Annotated in this window: 16 protein-coding genes, 1 rRNA gene and 1 riboswitch (1 of these 18 cut by a window edge); of the genes, 13 read left to right on the top strand and 4 right to left on the bottom strand. The window is 45.0% G+C overall.

What is annotated here, in order from left to right:
* From M3M36_RS03340 to M3M36_RS03315, 6 genes are all read left to right on the top strand, one after another.
* Window positions 1–918: an ABC transporter permease gene (locus M3M36_RS03340; RefSeq protein ID WP_252774392.1), complete on the top strand. Its 918-nt coding sequence runs from the start codon at window positions 1–3 to the stop codon at window positions 916–918.
* 9 nt (window positions 919–927) lie between these two features.
* Complete coding sequence (locus M3M36_RS03335) at window positions 928–1950, top strand: ABC transporter permease (protein ID WP_252774391.1); 1023 nt, start codon at window positions 928–930, stop codon at window positions 1948–1950.
* 10 nt (window positions 1951–1960) lie between these two features.
* Window positions 1961–3013, top strand: coding sequence for an ABC transporter ATP-binding protein (locus tag M3M36_RS03330; RefSeq protein ID WP_252774390.1), 1053 nt, complete (start codon window positions 1961–1963; stop codon window positions 3011–3013).
* Window positions 3013–3948: an ABC transporter ATP-binding protein gene (locus tag M3M36_RS03325; RefSeq protein WP_252774389.1), complete on the top strand. Its 936-nt coding sequence runs from the start codon at window positions 3013–3015 to the stop codon at window positions 3946–3948. Before M3M36_RS03330 ends, M3M36_RS03325 begins: the two co-directional genes overlap by 1 nt.
* Before the next feature lie 137 nt (window positions 3949–4085).
* Window positions 4086–5597: a peptide chain release factor 3 gene (locus M3M36_RS03320; protein WP_252774388.1), complete on the top strand. Its 1512-nt coding sequence runs from the start codon at window positions 4086–4088 to the stop codon at window positions 5595–5597.
* A gap of 946 nt (window positions 5598–6543) precedes the next feature.
* A riboswitch (THF riboswitch) is annotated at window positions 6544–6638 on the top strand.
* Between the two features lie 32 nt (window positions 6639–6670).
* Complete coding sequence (locus tag M3M36_RS03315) at window positions 6671–7285, top strand: folate family ECF transporter S component (protein WP_252774387.1); 615 nt, start codon at window positions 6671–6673, stop codon at window positions 7283–7285.
* A 147-nt stretch (window positions 7286–7432) separates the two neighbouring features.
* Here the strand turns inward: M3M36_RS03315 and M3M36_RS03310 are convergent, their stop codons facing one another.
* From M3M36_RS03310 to M3M36_RS03300, 3 genes are all read right to left on the bottom strand, one after another.
* Complete coding sequence (locus M3M36_RS03310) at window positions 7433–8143, bottom strand: DUF6198 family protein (RefSeq protein ID WP_252774386.1); 711 nt, start codon at window positions 8141–8143, stop codon at window positions 7433–7435.
* A gap of 91 nt (window positions 8144–8234) precedes the next feature.
* On the bottom strand, window positions 8235–9734 hold the full coding sequence (gene rlmD / locus M3M36_RS03305; RefSeq protein WP_252774385.1) for a 23S rRNA (uracil(1939)-C(5))-methyltransferase RlmD: 1500 nt from the start codon (window positions 9732–9734) through the stop codon (window positions 8235–8237).
* Between the two features lie 41 nt (window positions 9735–9775).
* Window positions 9776–10948, bottom strand: a complete 1173-nt coding sequence (locus tag M3M36_RS03300) for a DUF998 domain-containing protein (protein WP_252774384.1) — start codon at window positions 10946–10948, stop codon at window positions 9776–9778.
* Between the two features lie 211 nt (window positions 10949–11159).
* Between M3M36_RS03300 and M3M36_RS03295 the strand changes: the two genes are divergently transcribed.
* Entirely contained in the window at window positions 11160–11441 is a 282-nt protein-coding gene (locus tag M3M36_RS03295) for a transcriptional regulator (protein WP_252774383.1), read from the top strand.
* A gap of 61 nt (window positions 11442–11502) precedes the next feature.
* The gene (locus M3M36_RS03290; RefSeq protein ID WP_252774382.1) at window positions 11503–13665 is read left to right on the top strand and encodes an AAA family ATPase; all 2163 of its coding nucleotides are present in this window, start codon (window positions 11503–11505) and stop codon (window positions 13663–13665) included.
* 384 nt (window positions 13666–14049) lie between these two features.
* Here M3M36_RS03290 and M3M36_RS03285 read toward each other — a convergent pair whose 3' ends face one another.
* Window positions 14050–14346, bottom strand: a complete 297-nt coding sequence (locus M3M36_RS03285) for a GNAT family N-acetyltransferase (RefSeq protein WP_252774381.1) — start codon at window positions 14344–14346, stop codon at window positions 14050–14052.
* A gap of 116 nt (window positions 14347–14462) precedes the next feature.
* Between M3M36_RS03285 and dut the strand changes: the two genes are divergently transcribed.
* From dut to M3M36_RS03260, 5 genes are all read left to right on the top strand, one after another.
* Entirely contained in the window at window positions 14463–14933 is a 471-nt protein-coding gene (gene dut, locus M3M36_RS03280; RefSeq protein ID WP_252774380.1) for a dUTP diphosphatase, read from the top strand.
* Window positions 14933–16303: a DNA repair protein RadA gene (gene radA / locus M3M36_RS03275; protein ID WP_252774379.1), complete on the top strand. Its 1371-nt coding sequence runs from the start codon at window positions 14933–14935 to the stop codon at window positions 16301–16303. Before dut ends, radA begins: the two co-directional genes overlap by 1 nt.
* Before the next feature lie 176 nt (window positions 16304–16479).
* A complete protein-coding gene (gene gltX, locus M3M36_RS03270; protein WP_252774378.1) occupies window positions 16480–17976 on the top strand; it encodes a glutamate--tRNA ligase in 1497 nt (498 codons plus the stop codon).
* 98 nt (window positions 17977–18074) lie between these two features.
* On the top strand, window positions 18075–19487 hold the full coding sequence (gene cysS, locus M3M36_RS03265; protein WP_252774377.1) for a cysteine--tRNA ligase: 1413 nt from the start codon (window positions 18075–18077) through the stop codon (window positions 19485–19487).
* Between the two features lie 538 nt (window positions 19488–20025).
* A 16S ribosomal RNA gene (locus M3M36_RS03260) occupies window positions 20026–20826 on the top strand (it continues 750 nt past the right edge of the window).

Genomic DNA, 20826 nt, shown 5'->3' with positions numbered 1-20826 from the left:
ATGGCCAAATACATTTTCAAACGAGTGTTAATCCTGCTAGTCACATTGTGGATTGTGGTCACAGCCACGTTCTTCTTGATGCAGATTTTGCCAGGAACACCGTATAATAATCCACACTTATCGGCTTCTGCCATTGCCCAGTTGAATCAAACCTATGGTTTGGATAAGCCCGTTTTGGTTCAATACTTTGATTACCTTGTTAACCTTTTGCATGGTGATTTGGGGACCTCTTATCAGTATCAAAACCAATCAGTTTCAACGCTGATCGGGCAACGATTACCAGTATCTGCGCAACTTGGTTTACAAGCCCTGGTTGTTGGGATTTTGCTTGGTCTTTGGTTTGGGGCAGTTTCTGCCAAGAACCAAAACAAGAAGACGGATGGTTTTTTGGGCATTATTTCCACTCTGGGAATTTCGGTTCCTTCCTTTATCTTAGCCATCGTTTTGCTTTACGTCTTTGGTTATAATCTTGGTTGGTTGCCCGTTTCTGGTTGGGGCGATAGTTTCTCCGAAACGATTTTGCCAACTTTGGCCTTAGCCGTTGGTCCCGCAGCAACGACGACAAGATTTGTTCGTTCCGAAATGATTGATGTGTTGCACTCGGATTATATTCAATTGGCCCGGGCGAAGGGGATGACGGGTACTCAGTTAATTCGTAAGCATGCTTACCGGAATTCAATGATTCCGATTTTGACGCTGATCGGTCCAATGGTGGCCAACTTGTTGACTGGGTCAACCCTGGTTGAAAACATCTTTTCAATTCCCGGAATTGGGCAACAGTTTGTTTCCTCAATTCCGACCAAGGATTACCCAGTTATTATGGGAACCACTATCGTTTATGCAGCGATGTTGATGGTCTGCATCTTGATTACCGATATTTTGACGGCAATCGTTGATCCACGAGTTCGCTTGAAGTAGGGGGAGAACATGGAAGAAGTACAAAATGAATTTTCCCTCGTTGGGATTGAAGATAAGTCGGCCAGCGAAAACATCGTGAAGCCTGCCTTATCAACTTGGCAAAGTGTTTGGCACCGCCTTCGTAAGAATAAATTAGCAGTGGTTAGTTTGGTTTTCTTGGTTTTGGTTATGCTTTATGCGCTGATTTCAATACCATTGGTTAGCCAAAATGCAGCGAACCAATTCGATACTGGCACTGCTAAATATAAAAATTTGCCACCAAAGTCTGGTCTGCCAATTCCGGGCTGGGATGGCAATATGACAACCCCTGGTGCCACTGAATCGGTTGATGTTTATGCTAAGAACGATGTTGACCAGAATTTTATTTTGGGGACTGACAACCTTGGTCGTTCAGTGGCCAAGCGTGTAACGGTTGGTTTAAGAATCTCACTCTTTATTGCCATTGTGGCGACGGCCATCGACCTTTTGATTGGTGTTAGTTACGGTTTAGTTTCTGGCTGGCTTGGTGGTTGGGTGGATACCGTCTTACAACGCGTCATTGAAGTGATTTCGGCTATCCCCAACTTAGTGGTTGTGACCCTCTTGGCCATGCTTTTTGGGTCCAGTATGTGGTCAATTATTTTGGCCATCGCTTTGACGAGTTGGACTGGAATGGCCCGTCAGGTTCGTAACTTAACGTTGACCTATAAGGAACGTGACTTCGTCTTGGCGGCTAAGACCCTAGGTGAATCTGGACCAAAGATTGCTTTGAAGCACTTGGTACCAAACATGTCTGGTACAATTATCGTGCAAATCATGATGACGATTCCATCTGCCATTATGTTCGAAGCGGTTTTGTCGGCCATCAACTTGGGTGTTAAGGCACCAACTTCCTCACTTGGAACGTTGATTACTGATGGACAGAACATGTTGCAATACTACCCATATCAGATTTTGATTCCATCAGCTGTCTTGATTTTGGTATCGTTGGCCTTCATCCTGTTAGGGGATGGTCTGCGTGATGCCTTTGATCCAAAGATGGCGGATGAATAAGGAGGCCTTCATGGTAGCACCAATTTTACAAGTAAAAGACCTCCGCGTGGACTTTAACACTTATGCTGGAAAAATCCAGGCGATTCGAGGCGTTAATTTTGATTTAAATGCTGGCGAAACCATCGCGATTGTTGGGGAATCCGGTTCTGGTAAATCAGTGACGACAAAGACCCTCCTCGGTCTCAATGCCCAGAACGCTGAATTAGGTGAAGAAAGTCAAATTCTTTACAATGGTAAGAATTTGGCCAAGTTGTCTGAAAAAGAATGGGAAAGTTATCGTGGCTCTGAAGTCGCAATGGTTTTCCAGGACCCAATGACTTCATTAGACCCAACGATGAAGATTGGCAACCAAATTGCTGAACCAATCATGAAGCACCATGAAGTTGAAAAGGCTGAAGCACTAGAAAAGGCTTTGCAGCTCATGAAGGATGTTGGGATTCCAAATGCCGAGGAACACATCAATGATTATCCTCACCAATGGTCTGGTGGCATGCGCCAGCGGGCTGTGATCGCCATTGCTTTGGCCGCTGATCCAAAGGTCTTGATTGCCGATGAACCAACAACTGCTTTGGATGTGACGATTCAAGCCCAGATTTTACAGGTTTTGAAGAAGTTGCAAAAGAAGAATAACACGGCCATTATCTTTATCACCCATGATTTGGGTGTTGTGGCCGGGATTGCTGATCGGGTGGCCGTTATGTATGCCGGCAAGATTGTTGAAACCGGACTGGTGAACGAAGTCTTCTATAATCCACAACATCCTTATACATGGGGGTTGTTGGGTTCAATGCCATCAACGAAGACTGAGTCTGGTACCTTACAGGCCATCCCAGGTACGCCACCGGACTTGCTTTACCCACCAAAGGGTGATGCTTTTGCAGACCGAAACGTTTATGGTTTGGCAATCGATCATGAAAAACAACCACCACTCTTTGAAGTGTCACCAACTCATTTTGCAGCCACATGGCTCTTAGATGACCGGGCACCAAAGGTAACACCACCACTTGAGATTCAACGTCGCCAAGCATTTTGGCAGACCTTAGAAAATGAGGGGGCCAAGTAATGCAAAATTCAGATGCAAAGAAATTAGTTGAGATTAAGGACTTAAACCTGACTTTTAATGCTGGTAAGAGCAATGCCACCAAGGCAATTGATGAGATTTCTTTCGATATTTATGAAGGTGAAACCTTTGGCTTGGTTGGGGAATCCGGCTCAGGAAAGACGACCATTGGTCGGACGATTTTGAAGCTTTACAACCAAGATTCAGGGACCATTACTTTTGATGGTCAAGATCTGGGCCAGTTGAAAAAACAGGGCATGAAGGACTTCCGTAAGCAAGCGCAAATGATTTTCCAAGACCCACAGGCCTCATTGAACGGCCGTTTGCGAGTTGAAGATATCATTGGTGAGGGTCTTGACCAAGTCGGTTACAGCAAGAAGCGGGCCGAACGAGAAGCGAAGGTATTGGAATTGTTGAAGTTGGTTGGCTTGAACAAGGACCACGCCTCACGATACCCACACGAATTCTCTGGTGGACAGAAGCAGCGAATTGGAATCGCCCGTGCGTTAGCCGTTCAGCCAAAGTTTATCATTGCCGATGAACCAATTTCGGCCTTGGACGTTTCTGTTCAGGCTCAGGTTGTCAACTTATTGGCTGATTTACAAAAACAAAACAAGTTGACTTACCTTTTTATTGCTCATGATTTGGCCATGGTCAAGTATATCTCTGACCGAATTGGTGTGATGCACTGGGGAAAGTTGGTTGAATTGGGTACTGCGGATGAAGTTTATAACCATCCATTGCACCCATATACCAAGAGCTTGCTTTCGGCCGTGCCTGAACCTGATCCAATCGTTGAAAAGCAACGTGTGATTAAGCCGTACGATGCCAGTTTTGAAAAGGATGGTCAGGAACGAAAGATGGTTGAGGTTGAACCGGGCCACTTTGTCTTGGCAACCCCAGCGGAAGCTGAACAGTACAAGGCGGAACAGCAGTAAACCCGGCTACTTTACGTTCACATTATTCTCTAACTTAAATTGTTTAAATTAAAAAAGCGTTTCAGGATAAACTGAAAGCAGATGTTTCTGCGCTCAGCCCTAGCCCTGAGCGCTTTTTTCATGTAAAATAAGTTATTATGGAAAACTTTGAACAAGAATTACAAAATCGGCGGACATTCGCCATCATTTCCCATCCCGATGCGGGGAAAACAACCTTAACGGAACAATTACTCCTTCACGGCGGTGTGATCCGTGAGGCTGGAACGGTTAAGGGCCGCGGAGCGAAGAAGATGGCTTCGTCTGACTGGATGGCCATTGAACAACAGCGTGGGATTTCGGTTACTTCTTCTGTCTTGCAGTTTGACTATGAGGGCAAACGCATCAACATTTTGGATACTCCTGGGCACGAAGATTTTTCGGAAGATACTTACCGAACACTGATGGCCGTTGATTCGGTTGTGATGGTTGTTGATGCTGCAAAGGGAATTGAGCCACAAACCAAGAAGCTCTTTGAAATTGTTTCCAAACGCGGCATCCCTGTCTTTACATTTTTTAACAAGATTGATCGTGATGCCCGGTCACCATTGGATTTGGTGGACGAATTAGAAAGTATCCTGGGCATTCAAGCTTACCCAATGAATTGGCCGATTGGTTCTGGCCAAATTTTGCAGGGCATCTATGACTTGAAGCAAAAGGAACTGATCCCCTTTAAGAACGCAGCTGATCATCCAGAGGTTCGCCAAGAGGGCTTGGATGAAGTTGAATTGTTGGAAGATGCTGGTAACCAATTTGACGAAAAAGCCGTTGCCACGGGTCAGTTAACGCCGGTTTTCTTTGGTTCGGCCTTAGCAAATTTTGGTGTAACCGAATTTTTGCGGGAATACTTGGCCTATGCACCAATGCCAGCACCGGTCACGACGGTTGATGACCAGGTGATTGAACCGGATAATCACGAGTTTACTGGTTTTGTCTTTAAGATTCAGGCAAACATGGATCCCCGTCACCGTGATCGGATTGCCTTTGTACGAATTGTTTCCGGTGCCTTTGAGCGTGGTATGGATGTTACGCTGGAAAGAACGGGCAAGAAGCTCCGTTTGGCCAATGTGACCCAGTTCATGGCAGAGGAACGAGAAAATGTGCAGGGCGCCGTTCCGGGTGATATTATCGGTGTTTATGATACCGGAAATTTCCAAATCGGTGATACAATCTTTGCTGGTAAGAAAGCTGTCCGTTTCCCTGATTTACCCACGTTTACGCCGGAGTATTTTAATAAAGTGATTGCTAAGGATGTGATGAAGCAAAAGTCATATCACAAGGGCATCACCCAATTGGTCCAAGAAGGAACAATTCAGCTTTATAAGTCATGGAACTCAAGCGAGTATATTCTTGGTGCAGTTGGCCAATTGCAATTTGAAGTGTTCAAATTCCGAATGGAAAATGAGTATAACGTTGAAATTCAATTTGAGCCGATTGGTTCAAAGGTTGCCCGATGGATTGACCCAGACCAAGTGGACGAAAAGATGGCTTCATCGCGGAACCTGTTGGTCAAGGATCGCTATGACCGTCCCGTCTTCTTATTTGAAAATAACTTTGCATTGAACTGGTTCAAGGATAAGTATCCAAATGTTGAACTGGAAGCAAAGATGTAAGCCGAAATACCATCAAATTAAATTAAGAGCAAACTAAAAAACTGACACCGATTTAAATATTTCGAACGTCAGTCTTTTTAGTTTGCTTATTTAATGACAGGCGCTACTTTTAGGGTTCATAGCATGTTACTAGTCCATTCGGGTATTTTTAAGGGAGAATTAGCACTTTTAGTGATTGCTTGTTGAAAAAATTCAAAATATGTCTGATGTACGCTTGGGAGACGAGTTCTTTAACTAGGAAAAGTGTTTCAAGATCCTGTGAGGCTTGGAATGAAATAGAAAACTTTGGAACAAATGTGTGGAATAAACGTTCGAAAAAATAACCACAATTCTATGTAAAAACAAAAAATGTTAGTGGTTAGTTGGTGCACTGTTGCTAAGTGTTAGCGCACCCACTGTTGCTTCGGCTTCTGGTTTACTTTGGGCACACGTCAAGGTGAATCGGTAACTAGTGCCCACTATAGAAGTACCACATCAACGTCAAATCCTTGGGGTCTCGATGTTTTTAGTACACTTTGTTTTCTGTTATGGGACTCCTAGTTTCCTTAAGTTTAGTCTTCCTCGCAGCTAATACCATAAAATTTATATTTTTATTATCTCGCGATAAAGGAACATAATAAATCATATCAATTTCCTAAGTTGTATTGAAGAAGTGGAACGATCCTGGATCAATGCCGGAATTGTACCGACTTTTTTGATGCGACGCTGGGAGTAATGATTGATTCTTTTGCTGGTGAAAAGAGCTGCTGCCCTAATAAAGATCAGTAAGCAAGGGTAGATTAACAAAAACCGTCCCACTGATTTGCCCTTATTTTAAGGTTCAGGCAGCGGTGCACTTTTTCTTTGAATTATTACAAGCGAACGTGATATAATATATAGCGTTGATTGTTCGTTTTATTACGGAATAAAAATTCTTTAATAAAATAATAGTTGGCAAAAAAATAAATATGGGGTAGGAACCCGTGCGTTAAGTGCAGTGGAAACGGAATGTGAGCCACTGACGAAACATTTATGTGCGGTACGGGTTTCGCATTCACCAACCCGGTGAACGCTCCTTTAGGAGGTTCAAGAATATGAACAAGCACACAGTTTTCAAGAAGTGGGGGCTGTCTTCTTTATCGATCCAACAGCTCGTTTTGTTAGCGGTCTTAATGGCCCTATCGTTGGTGATCGGTAAGTTTTCAGTTATGCTGACACCAACCATCAAGGTTTCTTTTGTCTTTTTGGCATCGTCTTTGATGGGCCGGTTCTTCGGTCCAATCTGGACAATGTTGGTGATGGTCTTACTAGACTTCGTTAATGTGACTTTTTTTGTGGCCCACGGCGCTTGGTCACCGATTATGGCCGTTGGCGTTGTACTTGCTGGAATCATTTATGGGGGCTTCTTCTACCAGCAGCCATTAACGAAGACCGTTCACTGGGGTAAAATTCTCGTGGCCGTTTTGCTAATCACCTTTGTGGTTAACTTCTTGGTGAACACCTTTGCCTTGATGGTAATGTATTCACCACAACATTCATGGTCTGTCTTTACGGCGATGTTGTCAGCAAGATTGCCAAAGCAATTGATTTTCTTCCCAATCCAATTAGTCTTAACTTATTTAGTTTTGAACAATCGAATTGTGACTCAAATTGGCCAACAATTCTTTGCATCACAGAGCAAGCAAACTACGCCAGCTGATTCCTTGTAAATAAAAGCATAAATCAAGTCAAACCCAATCCTAAAGTGGTTTTGGCATTAGCTGTCAGACGACTTTTGATGTTTTTTGCCAGTAAACTTAAAAGGCACTCACGTTCGATTTCGAACGTGGGTGCCTTTTTGTTTTTGAGTCTGATTTTTAATCCTTGTTTTGGACTGGGATATCCTTGTGGGTTAAATCCATATTGCCGTGGACAAGGTGTGGGAAGACGAGATTGTCGGACCAAGCGATGATTTGTCCTTGTAGGAAGAAAGAAACAGCTGTTCCGATGTTAATCGAGACGATACTGCCTGAGTATGCCCAACAGGCTAAAGAGATGCCGATGGCAAAGATAAAGTTTGAAATTTGCGCTTTGGGGGCGGAGCCCCGGAAATAGGAAAAGCGCAGGATATTAGTCATATCATCGATTGGATGCAGAATGAAGTTAACCCGTTGGTAAATCGAAATGGCGATCCCAACGACGGCAACACCAAAAAGATCGAGTGGGATGCGGAGCCACAGTGACACTGTTCGGACCCCTAGTTGCACAAAAATGGTATTGAAAAAGCCAGCTAAAAAGGAAAAAAGGAGACCAAAGATAATATTACCGAGGAAGCGCTTGAAAACAAACTTTTTAGCTAAAAAGATATTGGCAATCGCAACCAGAACAGTCGTTGCTGCCAGGTAAAGCGAAATGGGTGCTCCGGTAACGTGGGCCAAATTGGCTGCGCCGGCAGTCCACGGAGCGGAACCCAGGTTTGTTGCCACGGAGAGACCGTTTCCAAGGGCGTCGAGGATTAGTGAAAGCAAAAAATAAAAGTAAATCTGTCGCCAACTTAATTCAAAATAGCGTCCATCGCGGTGGTACATAGAAAGATCCGCCTTTCCAAAAGATAAAAAATTAAATTATTTTCATTATAAAAGAAAGACCAGCTAAATCAAACGGCTCGTTCTCATCTTTTTATTTTAGTGACAGCTTCACGACACCCTCCCAACGGGGAGTTTGCGGAAACATATCAATTGGCTGAATAAAGTCAACTTGATAGGCAGCATCGAGGTCTGCCAAGTCGCGAGCTAGTGTCGATGGGTTACAAGAAATATAGACTAATTTTTGGGGTTTTGTTTTGAGTAATGCTCTTTTAAAGGCAGCATCCAAGCCTGGTCGTGGTGGATCGACAACCACGGCTGTTGGCGAAAAGCCTTCTTGTGCCCACTTCGGGAAGACTTTTTCGGCCGTTCCGACCTCGTAAAAGGCATTTTCGATACCGTTTGCTGCAGCGTTTAAGCGAGCATCTGCGACAGCCTCTGGAATAACTTCCATTCCGCGGACTTCCTTGACGAAGAAGGCCATTGATAATCCAAGCGTTCCCACCCCTGAATAGGCATCGACTAGGGTGTCTTCCTTGTTAAGGTCCAAGGCCTTAATCGCGATTTCGTAGGTCTTGGTCATTTGCTCGTGGTTTAGTTGCAAGAATGCCCGTGGGGAAAAGGCAAAGTTTAGTCCTAGGATTTCCTCGTGAAGATAGTCATCGCCCCAAAGTTTGATAGTCTCGTCACCCCAAATCAGCGATGTTTTACCAAAGTTAATATTTTGGAAAATACCAGTCAGCGCAGGCATCTTTTCCGTTAGGGCATCGATAACCGCTAGACGGCCAGGAAATTCTTCGACATTCGTTACCAAAACTAGTTGCGCTTGGCCTGCTTGGTTGGCACGAACAATAATAGTTTTGATCAGACCGGTGTTCTTGACTTCATTATAAAAGGAAACGGAAGCGTCGGAGAGGATTTTTTTGACCTGACGTACAATGGTCATTGATGTTTCATCTTGGGTAGCAATCGTTGGTAAGTCGACGATATCGTGGGTGCCACGCTTGTACAAACCTAACTTAACCTCACCCTTAATTTTGCGGATTGGTAAAGAAGCCTTATTGCGGTAGTGGTAGGGAACGGCCATCCCGATTGTGTCGTTGATTTGATAGTGGGCAAAGCCCTTTGGTTGGAACTTTTCAAGGGCCTGCAAAATCAGGTCTTTCTTAAATGCCAGTTGGGCCGGGTAAGAAAGGTGGGCTAGTTCAAAGCCACCAACTAAGTCGGCAGCCGGATCCTCCGGTACTACTCGGTCGGGGCTTTTTTCGCGGATCGTGATGACCTTTGCTTCAATATATCTGTCGGTAAAGTCAGTTACCTTAGCAGTGACAATCTCGCCAGGCAAGGCTCCGGGGATAAAGACAATCTTGCGCTTGAAATAACCAATCCCCTCACCATTGATGCCAAGACGTTTGATGGTTAACGGGAACTTTTGCCCAATTTTGACCTCAACGGGTTGGTCACGGCTGGAGCGGTTCCCCTGATTTTTTGAGTAACGGTTTGGGCGGGGACGGGTGTTCTGTCCTTGATTACGGACTGAAATCTTTGACCGACCTGGGGCTTTTTGATGAGCGTTATTTTTTTCTGTTGACATCGTTGTCATTCCTTTTCATGGTACAAAAGCGGGTTCTGATTTTATTCAATGGATTTGAGCGTGACTTGGTACGATTGAGACTTCGTTTCGTACAGCATATGAATATTTTGCATTAAAAGCAAGAGCCAAGAAATACCAAGGCCTAAAATGATGATCTCAAAGGCGGTCAAAGACAGGTAGCGAATCCCGTAGAAGAGAAAAGCGGTGACCACCATACTGAGGGCGGTTCCTAATGAAAAGAGCTTAAATTCGCGGTTAGCATTGGGCAAAAGCCAGTAAATCAAGAGCATGGGGCTACCCGTACCAACAATCAATAGGTTGGCTGCCGTATCATGAGCGACATGCAAGAATCCGGGATTGTTCGGCAAAGCGCCAATAGCCAACAAGCAGAGGGCATCAAAAGTCAAAAAGGTACGCAAGATTGATAGACGTCGGTGTTGTTTGTAACGCTTTTGAATCGGAACAAACAGGTAGTCAATTAAAGTTCCCCAGAGGATACCGGCAATAATTAATGTGGCGTTAAAAGTCCATGAAAAGTGGGCCTTGGCTGTTCCTAAAAAGGAAAAATTATGCTGCCACCATAAAAGCCTTGAATTGGTCACCATGGCCACTAGGACACCACAGACGATAGTGATAATTAACAAGGCCATCATAAAGGGGGTCGAAATCAGTGTGGCAGAGTAAACCATCAAATAGTTGACAATACTGACAAAAATGAAAAAGAGAATGGTCGCCGTTAGGCGGTCAAAAATCGCCGATTGGAAGAGGTAGCCAATCGCCCAAAAAAAGGCGATGGCTGCAAATGCCTGAATCAGAGCAATTGAAAAAAAGAGGGTTGGCGCTAGGCGCATATCTGTTTTCTTTTTAATTGGGTCCTTCTCTTGGCGGATATTTTGTAGGTGAAGACGGATAAAGGAACCGATACCGGTGATTTCACCAAGGAAAATGACGGCTGTTGCTAGCGAGCTTTCGCCGGTAAGGGGGATTAAGGGGTCTTTTTGCCATAAAATCCAAAAGGCAAAGGCAATGGTGGCTAAGAAGGATGGCACCAAAAACCGCCTGATTGAGAGTTCTTGTTTATTAGTTTCAGTCAGGACCGGTGTCAAAGTTAAAGAGGCATCATTGACGACGAGGCCTAGTTGAGCTCCGTCAGATAAGTCGAGGTCATTGACGGCCTCTTCTGGAATTTCAATTTCGTAACGCTGGTTGGCCATTCGGCACCCCTTTTATAGGAAAATAGTTTTTTTATTTTACTGGAATCATTATAGCCATAACCGCTTGGCTCTAAGGCGACTACTCTATTTTAATCAAAAAATCAAAAAAAATATATATCATACTTGTGTTATAACATATATGTGTTATAATAATAAATGTGGAGGTGGAAGAAAATGTTAGAAAAGAGATATCAAAACTGGGGTGATCAGCATGGTCCGTTTTAACATTAAGGCTTATTTGGTGGATAAGTCGTTGACAATTTACCGGGTTTCAAAAGAATCCGGTTACGGTTATACGACGATTCATCGGTCTTTCAATAAAGATCAGAGCCAAGCAACTTCACTAAATATAAGAGATTTAGATGCCTTAGCCCGGGCCCAGCAAATGGAAATGTGGCAAGTGCTAAAGGAATTGGAACACGGTTATCAAAAACCTGATCCAGATCAAGAATCATACGTTAGAAGCAAACGGGATTCGAAATCCGACGGTTGAGATGACACTGCCAATTTCGAAAGGAAAGTAAATTTATATAAAGAGGAAGGTATATTAATTTATGGCAAATCAAAACGATGCATTTAACAACGGATTTAACTCAGATATGAACAATATCTTTGATAGTATGATGGGTAACTTGAATGGTTTGAACTCAGAAAACCGTCGTTATTTAATTAACGGACGGGAAGTGACGCCAGAGGAGTTTGCACAATATCGGCAAACTGGTCAGTTACCAAATGGTGGACAACCTGGTCAAACTGCAGGTAACGGTCGTCCTCAGGACGTCAAGCCGGGACAAATTAAGCAAGATGGTATGTTAGCTAAATTAGGTCGCAACTTGACCCAAGAAGCCAAGGATGGTTTGCTTGATCCAGTTATTGGTCGGAACAAGGAAATTCAAGAAACAGCCGAGATTTTGAGTCGTCGGACTAAGAATAACCCTGTCTTGGTCGGGGATGCCGGTGTTGGTAAGACTGCTGTGATTGAAGGATTAGCTCAGGCCATTGCCGCCGGGGATGTGCCAGCAGCTATCCAGGACAAGCAGATTTATTCAATTGATATTTCAGCTTTGGAGGCTGGTACACAATACCGCGGTGCCTTTGAAGAAAACGTGCAGAAGTTAGTCGATGAAGTCAAGAATGCTGGTAACGTAGTCTTGTTCTTCGATGAAATTCATCAGATTCTTGGTGCCGGTTCAACTGGCGGCGAAGATGGTGGTAAGGGCTTGGCCGATATTTTGAAGCCAGCTTTGTCACGTGGCGAATTATCATTGATTGGTGCAACGACTCAAGATGAGTACCGGAACACGATTTTGAAGAATGCTGCTTTGGCTCGTCGATTTAACGAAGTCAAGGTCAATGCTCCTTCAGCAGCAGATACATTGAAGATTTTGGAAGGGATTGCGCCCCTTTACGAGAAGCACCACAATGTTGAACTACCAAAGGATGTTTTGCAAGCAGCTGTGGATTACTCAGTGCAGTATATTCCACAACGGTCATTGCCTGACAAGGCCATCGATTTAATTGATATGACGGCTGCCCACTTGTCAGCTAAGAACCCAGCAACTGACAAGGTTTCTTTGGAAAAGAAATTAGCTAATTTGAAGAAGGACCAAGAAGATGCAGTTGGTCAAGAAGACTATGAGAAGGCTTTGAAGGTTAAGAACGAAATTGCTGACGTTCAAAAGCAGTTAGATTCTGCTAAGAATGTTGAAAAGATTAAGGCAACGCCAAATGACGTGGCCCAAGCCGTTGAACGTTTGACGGGTATCCCAGTTTCACAGATGGGTGCTTCTGATATTGAACACTTGAAGCAAATCGACAAGCGTTTGGCAGGGAAGGTTATTGGGCAAGATGAGGCCGTGGACCTCGTTGCCCGTGCTATTCGTCGAAACCGTGCCGGTTTCGACGAAGGAAACCGACCAATTGGTTCGTTCCTTTTCGTTGGACCAACTGGTGTTGGTAAGACGGAATTGGCAAAGCAGTTAGCCCAGGACCTCTTCGGTTCAAAGGATTCCATTATCCGTTTGGATATGTCAGAGTATTCTGATTTGACAGCTGTGTCAAAGTTAATTGGTGCAACAGCCGGTTATGTTGGTTATGATGACAATAGCAACACTTTGACAGAAAAGGTTCGTCGTAATCCTTACTCGATCGTCTTGTTAGATGAAATTGAAAAGGCTAACCCACAAGTCTTGACCTTGCTCTTGCAGGTCTTGGATGATGGTCGCTTGACGGATGGTCAAGGAAACGTGGTTAACTTCAAGAACACTGTGGTTATTGCCACGTCAAATGCCGGATTCGGTAACAAGGATGTGGAAAACGGTGACTTAATGGACCGGTTGTCCAAGTTCTTCCGTCCAGAATTCTTGAACCGGTTCAACGGTGTGGTTGAGTTCTCAGCTTTGACGAAGGAGGATTTGAAGCAAATCGTTGACTTGATGTTGGCAGATGTGGATAAGACCTTGGCTAAGAAGGATTTGACGCTGCGGATTTCTGATGGTGTTAAGGAACACTTGATTGAAGATGGTTATGATGAAGCCCTCGGTGCTCGTCCATTACGTCGAGTAATTGAGCAACAGATTCGTGATCAAGTAACTGATTTCTACTTGGATAACCCTGGTAAGAAGGCATTATCAGCTGACTTGGTTGATGGCAAGGTTGTCATTTCAGCTATTGAAGAAGATGACAATGCAAAGGCTGATGAAAAATCAGCAAAGTAAGTGCTCTTCAATTAGAGGTCTGGTCGCGGCTGGGCCTTTTTTTGTTGACCAGAAGTGTTGAGGTGGATCAAATCCTGTAATCCCTGCAATATGCGGGTGTTTGCTTTCGATTGCGAACCTGTTAAAAAGGCCAATCGGATTGGTGACGGTTACTCGATCGATTGGTGTATCACTTGTGCTATGGTTGATTGCTCCAAAAAACCGGCCAAGATGGTTGGATTAAGTCCTACTTTTCCAATCATCTTGGTCGGTTTTGTATTAATAATGAGGTTTTTCTTTATCTTACTTTTGTCATCTTTTATTGCAGAGCCCGTCTGCAAATGGGACCAACCGTTATCCTGACCCCAGTTCCTTTAATTGCTGGGGAGACCCTTGCCAGCCAGACTACTTTTGATTGAATTGGCTTGTCGCGGCAACGTCTTGGTATTCGTCACGGAAGCGGCGGAATAAAACGGCAGCGTACCGGCAGGCCGGCTGGACGCGTTTGCCTTCCGTTCGCGCCTTTTTGACGACTTCGTCAACCAGCTGGTGTGCGATATTTTGGCCGCGTAGGCTGGGGTCGACGAAAGTGTGATTTAAAACAAGGCTATTTTCAGCCTGATTTTCGAAGTAGGTAACTTCGCCGAGTTGTAAGCCGTCCTTTTCGTAATAGAACGCTCCTGGTTTTGCAGTGATAGTCATCAGAACCTCCAGAAATGATATGACGGTTTAGAAATTAACCGGAATGACGTATAATAAATTAGTTAAATAATAAGTCGGTTATATGCCAGATTAATGGAAATGTAAAGGGGTTTGGAATGAAAAAGCGTGGATTTGAAATTGTTAGTCAGTATGCAAATGCTGGTTTGACCCTGCCAGCTCGCTCCACTGAACGGGCAGCGGGCTATGACTTTGCTGCAGCAACAGATATTGTCATTCCAGCATCAATAGAAGGCGTGCAAAAGCCAGTTTTGATCCCAACGGGTATCAAGGCTTATATGCAGGCGGATGAGTACTTGCAATTGGTGTCACGGTCTTCTCTACCAAAGAAAAAACACCTAGTGATGCCAAACGCGGTTGGAATTATTGATGCGGATTACTACAATAATGAACAAAATGAGGGTGAAATTATGGTTCAAGTCCTCAATATTAGCCAAGAAGCCGTTTTGATTAAGAAGGGCGATCGAATTGCTCAGGGAATCTTCTTGCCTTATTTACTGGCTGACCAGGACGAAGAGACCAGCAAGGCTGTTCGTGCCGGTGGCTTTGGTTCAACTGGGGAGGGCTAATGGCCAAAACGAAAACCCAATTTATCTGTTCAAATTGTGACTTTATTTCAGCCCGCTACCTCGGTCGCTGCCCAAACTGTGGCGAGTGGGGCACTTTTGTGGAAGAAAAGGTCCAACCGGAAACGGCGAACCGCAAGGCTCGCGTCGGCATTGACGGTAAGGTCGCTAAGGTCCAAGCCATTAACGAAGTCTCTTTGGAGGACACACCGAAGGTCACCACGGGTTTGAAGGAATTGAACCGCGTTCTTGGGGGTGGTGTTGTGGCCGGGACCCTGGTGTTAATTGGTGGGGACCCTGGTATTGGGAAATCAACGCTTTTGCTCCAGGTTTCAGGCGAACTTTCCAACCATGGCAAGGTTCTTTATGTGACCGGAGAAGAGTCAGCCTCACAGGTTAAGCTACGGGCAGACCGGTTAGAGGTTGGTGGTCAGCAATTTTACCTTTACCCGGAAACCGATATGACGGCGGTGAAAAAACAGGTCGAGGAAATGAAGCCAAACTTCTTGGTGATTGATTCCGTGCAGACGATGCAGGAACCTGATTTGACCTCGCCAATTGGATCTGTTGCTCAGATTAGAGAAGTGACGGCTGACTTGTTGCAGATTGCCAAGACCAATAACATCACGGTCTTCATCGTCGGCCACGTGACCAAGGATGGTGCCATTGCTGGTCCAAAGATTTTGGAGCATATGGTCGATACGGTTCTTTACTTTGAAGGGGACCGCCACTATAAGTACCGGATTCTGCGGGCGGTCAAAAACCGTTTTGGGGCCACCAACGAGCTTGGGATTTTTGAAATGCGTGACCAGGGTCTGGCTGAAGTTGCTAATCCTTCCGAAATTTTTCTGGAAGAGCGCTTGGCCGGCGCAACTGGGTCGGCGATTGTGGCAACGTTAGAGGGAAACCGCCCCATTTTAGCGGAGCTTCAAGCCCTCGTGACCCCGTCCGTCTTTGGTAATGCACAACGAACGGCCACTGGCCTAGACCGTAACCGCGTTTCGGTCATTATGGCAGTCTTGGAGAAGCGGGCGAACCTTCTGCTGCAAAACCAAGATGCCTATCTCAAGGCGGCCGGTGGCGTTAAGCTTGATGAGCCGGCTATCGATTTGGCGGTCGCGGTCGCAGTTGCCTCGTCCTACCAAGATAAGGAAACTAGGGCTAGTGACGTCTTTATTGGTGAGTTGGGCTTGACTGGTGAAATCCGGTCCGTGGCCGACTTGGAAGGTCGGCTGAAGGAAGCAACCAAGTTAGGCTTTTCGCGGGCAATTGTACCCAAGAATAACTTGGCTGGCTTGCGTTTACCCGATGGCCTTGAGGTGGTTGGCGTGACGACGATTAAAGAGGCATTGCAATTAGCACTTGGCGATTAGTAAGTGCGCAGCGTTGCTCGGTGGCGGAATGGTTAAGCACCTTTTATTGACCGAACTATTTTGAAATCAGGACCAAGGTGATCCTGATTTTTTCGGGGGCTGAAAGCCTGTCCGACTTGTTGTATACTTAAGGAAGAATTTTTCAGCGTTAGGCTGTACTGAGGAGAACAATATTCATGACTGATGACTTTCGTGTTCGTTATGCCCCATCACCAACGGGCTATCTACACATTGGAAACGCCCGAACGGCGTTGTTTAACTGGCTTTTTGCCCGCCACTACAATGGAACTTTTGTAATTCGAATCGAAGATACCGATTCTGCGCGCAACATTGAAAATGGTGAACAGTCACAGTTGGAAAACTTGAAATGGCTAGGTTTGGATTGGGATGAAGCACCCGATAAGCCTGGTCAGTATGGGCCATACCGCCAATCAGAACGAAATGAACAAGGAATTTACCAGGAATTCATCGATGAACTCTTGGCTAAGGGATTGGCTTATAAGTCTTACAAGACTTCTGAACAATTAGCCGAAGAACGAGCAGCACAGCAGGCTGCCAAGCAAGCCCCGCACTATGTTTACGAATACGAGGGCTTGACCAACGAAGAACGCGAAGCTAAGTATGCTGATTTTGAAGCTCAGGGTTTGAAGCCGGTTGTTCGTTTCCGTGTTCCAGAAGAAAATGTCTATGCTTGGGATGACATCGTTAAGGGTCACATCGAAATCGGTGCTAAAGAAGTTGGCGGTGACTGGGTGATCCAAAAGGCTGATGGCATGCCAACTTATAACTTTGCCGTTGTTGTGGATGACCACTTGATGGAGATTTCGCACGTTTTGCGTGGGGATGATCACGTTTCGAACACGCCAAAGCAAATGATGATTTATGAGGCTTTGGGTTGGGATGTGCCCAAGTTTGGTCACATGGCCTTAATTATCAATGGCGCAACGGGCAAGAAGTTGTCAAAGCGTGACAATGATGTCTTGCAGTTTGTGGAACAATATCGCGAATTGGGTTACCAACCGGAAGCCATGGATAACTTCATTGGTTTGTTGGGATGGTCACCAAAGGGCGAAGACGAAATCTTCTCATTAGAAGAATTCAAGGAAATGTTTGACGAACACCGCTTGTCAAAGGCCAATGCTAAGTTCGACCAAAAGAAGTTGGAATGGATTAACAACCAGTGGATCCGTAAGGATAAGGACCGCATTATGCCACAGCTCTTTGACCAAATCATTGCTGCTGGTCTGATTTCAAAGGAAGAAGCTCAAAAACGTGCCGAATGGCTCAAGGAAGTCATCGAAGTTGCTGGTGTTGACGGTATTTCTTATACCAAGCAAATTGTTGACTTGGTCCGCGAACCATTCTTTCAATTGGGCGAAGTGACGGATGAAATGGTCGACTATTTGACTTCTGATGATGGGCGCAAGGTTTTTGCTGCCTGGGAAGAGGCTTATACTGCCTTGCCAGATGATGCCGATGCTGATACTTATATGGCGACCATCCGTGGGATTCAAAATGATCTTGAAATTAAGGGCCGCAATTTGTGGAACCCAATCCGAATTGCGACAACCCATCAAATTCAGGGACCAAACCTACCTGAAATGCTTGTCTTGTTGGACAAGCCAGCCGTCTTGAAGACGATGGCTGATGTCAAGGGCAAGTACCTCGACTAAGGTTTTGAAACAGCACTCAGCTTCGAGTGCTGTTTTTTGTTGGTTTTGTTATAATGAGAGCAAACCATGACGATTACTAAAGTAAAAGAGGTCTGCATATGCTCCAAGTCTATAACACTTACAGCCTGGAAAAAGAAGATTTTGTACCACAAGAAGCTGGCAAAATTACCATGTACCTGTGTGGACCAACGGTTTATAACTACATTCATATTGGTAATGCACGATCAGCTGTCGCTTTTGACACGATTCGGCGCTATTTGGAGTGGCGCGGTTTTGAAGTGAACTTCGTTTCCAATTTTACTGATTTGGGTGATAAGGTTATTGCTCAGGGTGAGAAGGAAGGTCTAACTGAGCAGGAAGTGGCTGATAAGTACGCTGCTGCTTTTGCAGCCGATACACGACAACTAAATATTAAACCTGCCACTAGTCGTCCGCGGGCCACTGAGTATATGGAAGAAATGGTGGCCTTCGTCGAACGGTTGCTTGACCAGGGTCAGGCCTATGAAGTCAATGGTAATGTTTACTTTTCAACGAAGAAGTTTAAAAACTATACGGCTCTTTCCCATCAGAACATGGAACAGTTAGAGGAAAATGCTGCCGGTCGTCTTGGGGAAGAGGATCAAGAAGATAAGCACGACCCCACGGATTTTGCCTTGTGGAAGAGTGAAAGTCGGCCGGATGTGGTTGCCTGGCCATCGCCATGGGGATTGGGACGTCCTGGTTGGCACCTTGAGTGCTCAGTGATGAATGACCAGCTGTTAGGAGAAACGATTGATATTCATGCTGGTGGCATTGATTTGACCTTTCCACATCATACCAATGAATTGGCACAATCGGAGTCCTACCACCACCGGCAGTTTGTTCGCTATTGGTTGCATAACGGCTTTGTCAACGTTAATGATGAAAAGATGTCGAAGTCGCTGGGGAACTTTGTTACCATTCACGACTTGTTGAAAACGGATATCGATCCTCAGGGTCTGCGGTTCTTCTTGGCGAAAACCAATTATCGCCGCGCTATTTCTTACAGCCCGGATCGATTGGACCAAACACAAGGCGAACTTGATCGCTTGTACCGGACATATCAAGGGCTTTTGTCTGCCAAAGGAATAGCAGCGGCTGGTCAGGTTTCACAACAGGTGCAAAATCAGGTAGCGGAATTGGAAGAGGCTTTTATTGAAGCGATGGATGATGACTTTAATACGGAGAACGCGGTTACCGTGATCTTTGATTTGGCCACTTTCGCTAATAAAGTACAAAATCAGGATAATGCAACTCAAGGAGACTTAGAGTGCCTGGCCAATCGTTTGCAAACTTGGCTTGGTATCTTTGGGATTGAACAGTTAACAAAGGAGATTGTTCTTACATCAGAACAAGAGGCTTTGTTAGCAGAACGAGCAGCGGCTCGTGCTGCTAAGGACTTTCAAACATCGGATGCCATCCGCGATCAATTGTTGATAACTGGTTTGGTTGTTCGTGATAGTCCACAGGGACAAACGTGGGAATTGAATTAATATCCGAACGTTGAATGCTAAATGGACGCTTAAATTTGTTTTAATTCGAACAAATTTAAGCTTTTTTTATTTAAAAAACGTTTTTGTTTTTTTAGTTAAAAACTATTTGCTAAACTATTGACGAGTAGTCAGGTAGGCGCTATACTAGTTATTGTTCGTTACGAAGCAAAGCTGCTTCGATCGAGGCGCTGGTTGTCAGAGATGACCGGCAGTTGATAAAAGTTCATCAGAAAGTTGTTGACAAGCTTCAACATTCCTGATAAACTAATCAAGTTGCCCTAACAAAGCAACTCAAATAACTTTCTAAATTAGTTGTTGACTTTAGGTCACAGCTGAGGTAAGATAAATGAGTTGCCCAACAAGGCATCGCACATTGAAAACTGAACAAAACTTTGAACAAACAAATCTGTAACGGTGGCTACTTGGTAAGTAGTCACAAACAAATTTGCGAAGTCAATTCGTAACAAACAATAAACGGATAGGTGTTATCGAGAGATAGCAACTAGTCAGTTTAATCGAAGAGCAATCTTCAAACTTTTAACATGAGAGTTTGATCCTGGCTCAGGATGAACGCTGGCGGCGTGCCTAATACATGCAAGTCGAACGCGCAGCGAAGAGTGCTTGCACTCTTCAAGCGAGTGGCGAACGGGTGAGTAACACGTGAATAACCTACCGAAAAGCAGGGGATAACATTTGGAAACAGATGCTAATACCGTATAAAACGTGCTGTCGCATGACAGAACGTTAAAAGGTCCGTTTGGACCACTTTTTGATGGATTCGCGGTGCATTAGTTAGTTGGTAGGGTAAAGGCCTACCAAGACAATGATGCATAGCCGAGTTGAGAGACTGACCGGCCACATTGGGACTGAGACACGGCCCAAACTCCTACGGGAGGCTGCAGTAGGGAATCTTCCACAATGGGCGCAAGCCTGATGGAGCAACGCCGCGTGTGTGATGAAGGCTTTCGGGTCGTAAAGCACTGTTGTATGGGAAGAACGGTAAGGGTAGGAAATGATCTTTACATGACGGTACCATACCAGAAAGGGACGGCTAAATACGTGCCAGCAGCCGCGGTAATACGTATGTCCCGAGCGTTATCCGGATTTATTGGGCGTAAAGCGAGCGCAGACGGTTCGATAAGTCTGAAGTGAAAGCCCACAGCTCAACTGTGGAAGTGCTTTGGAAACTGTCGAACTTGAGTGCAGTAGAGGTAAGTGGAACTCCATGTGTAGCGGTGGAATGCGTAGATATATGGAAGAACACCAGTGGCGAAGGCGGCTTACTGGACTGCAACTGACGTTGAGGCTCGAAAGTGTGGGTAGCAAACAGGATTAGATA

The sequence above is a fragment of the Fructobacillus americanaquae genome, from assembly GCF_024029775.1.
In the GTDB taxonomy this organism is placed as follows: domain Bacteria; phylum Bacillota; class Bacilli; order Lactobacillales; family Lactobacillaceae; genus Fructobacillus; species Fructobacillus americanaquae.
Note: the sequence above shows the minus strand (reverse complement) of the source record. Positions and strands in the feature narration are given on the sequence as shown.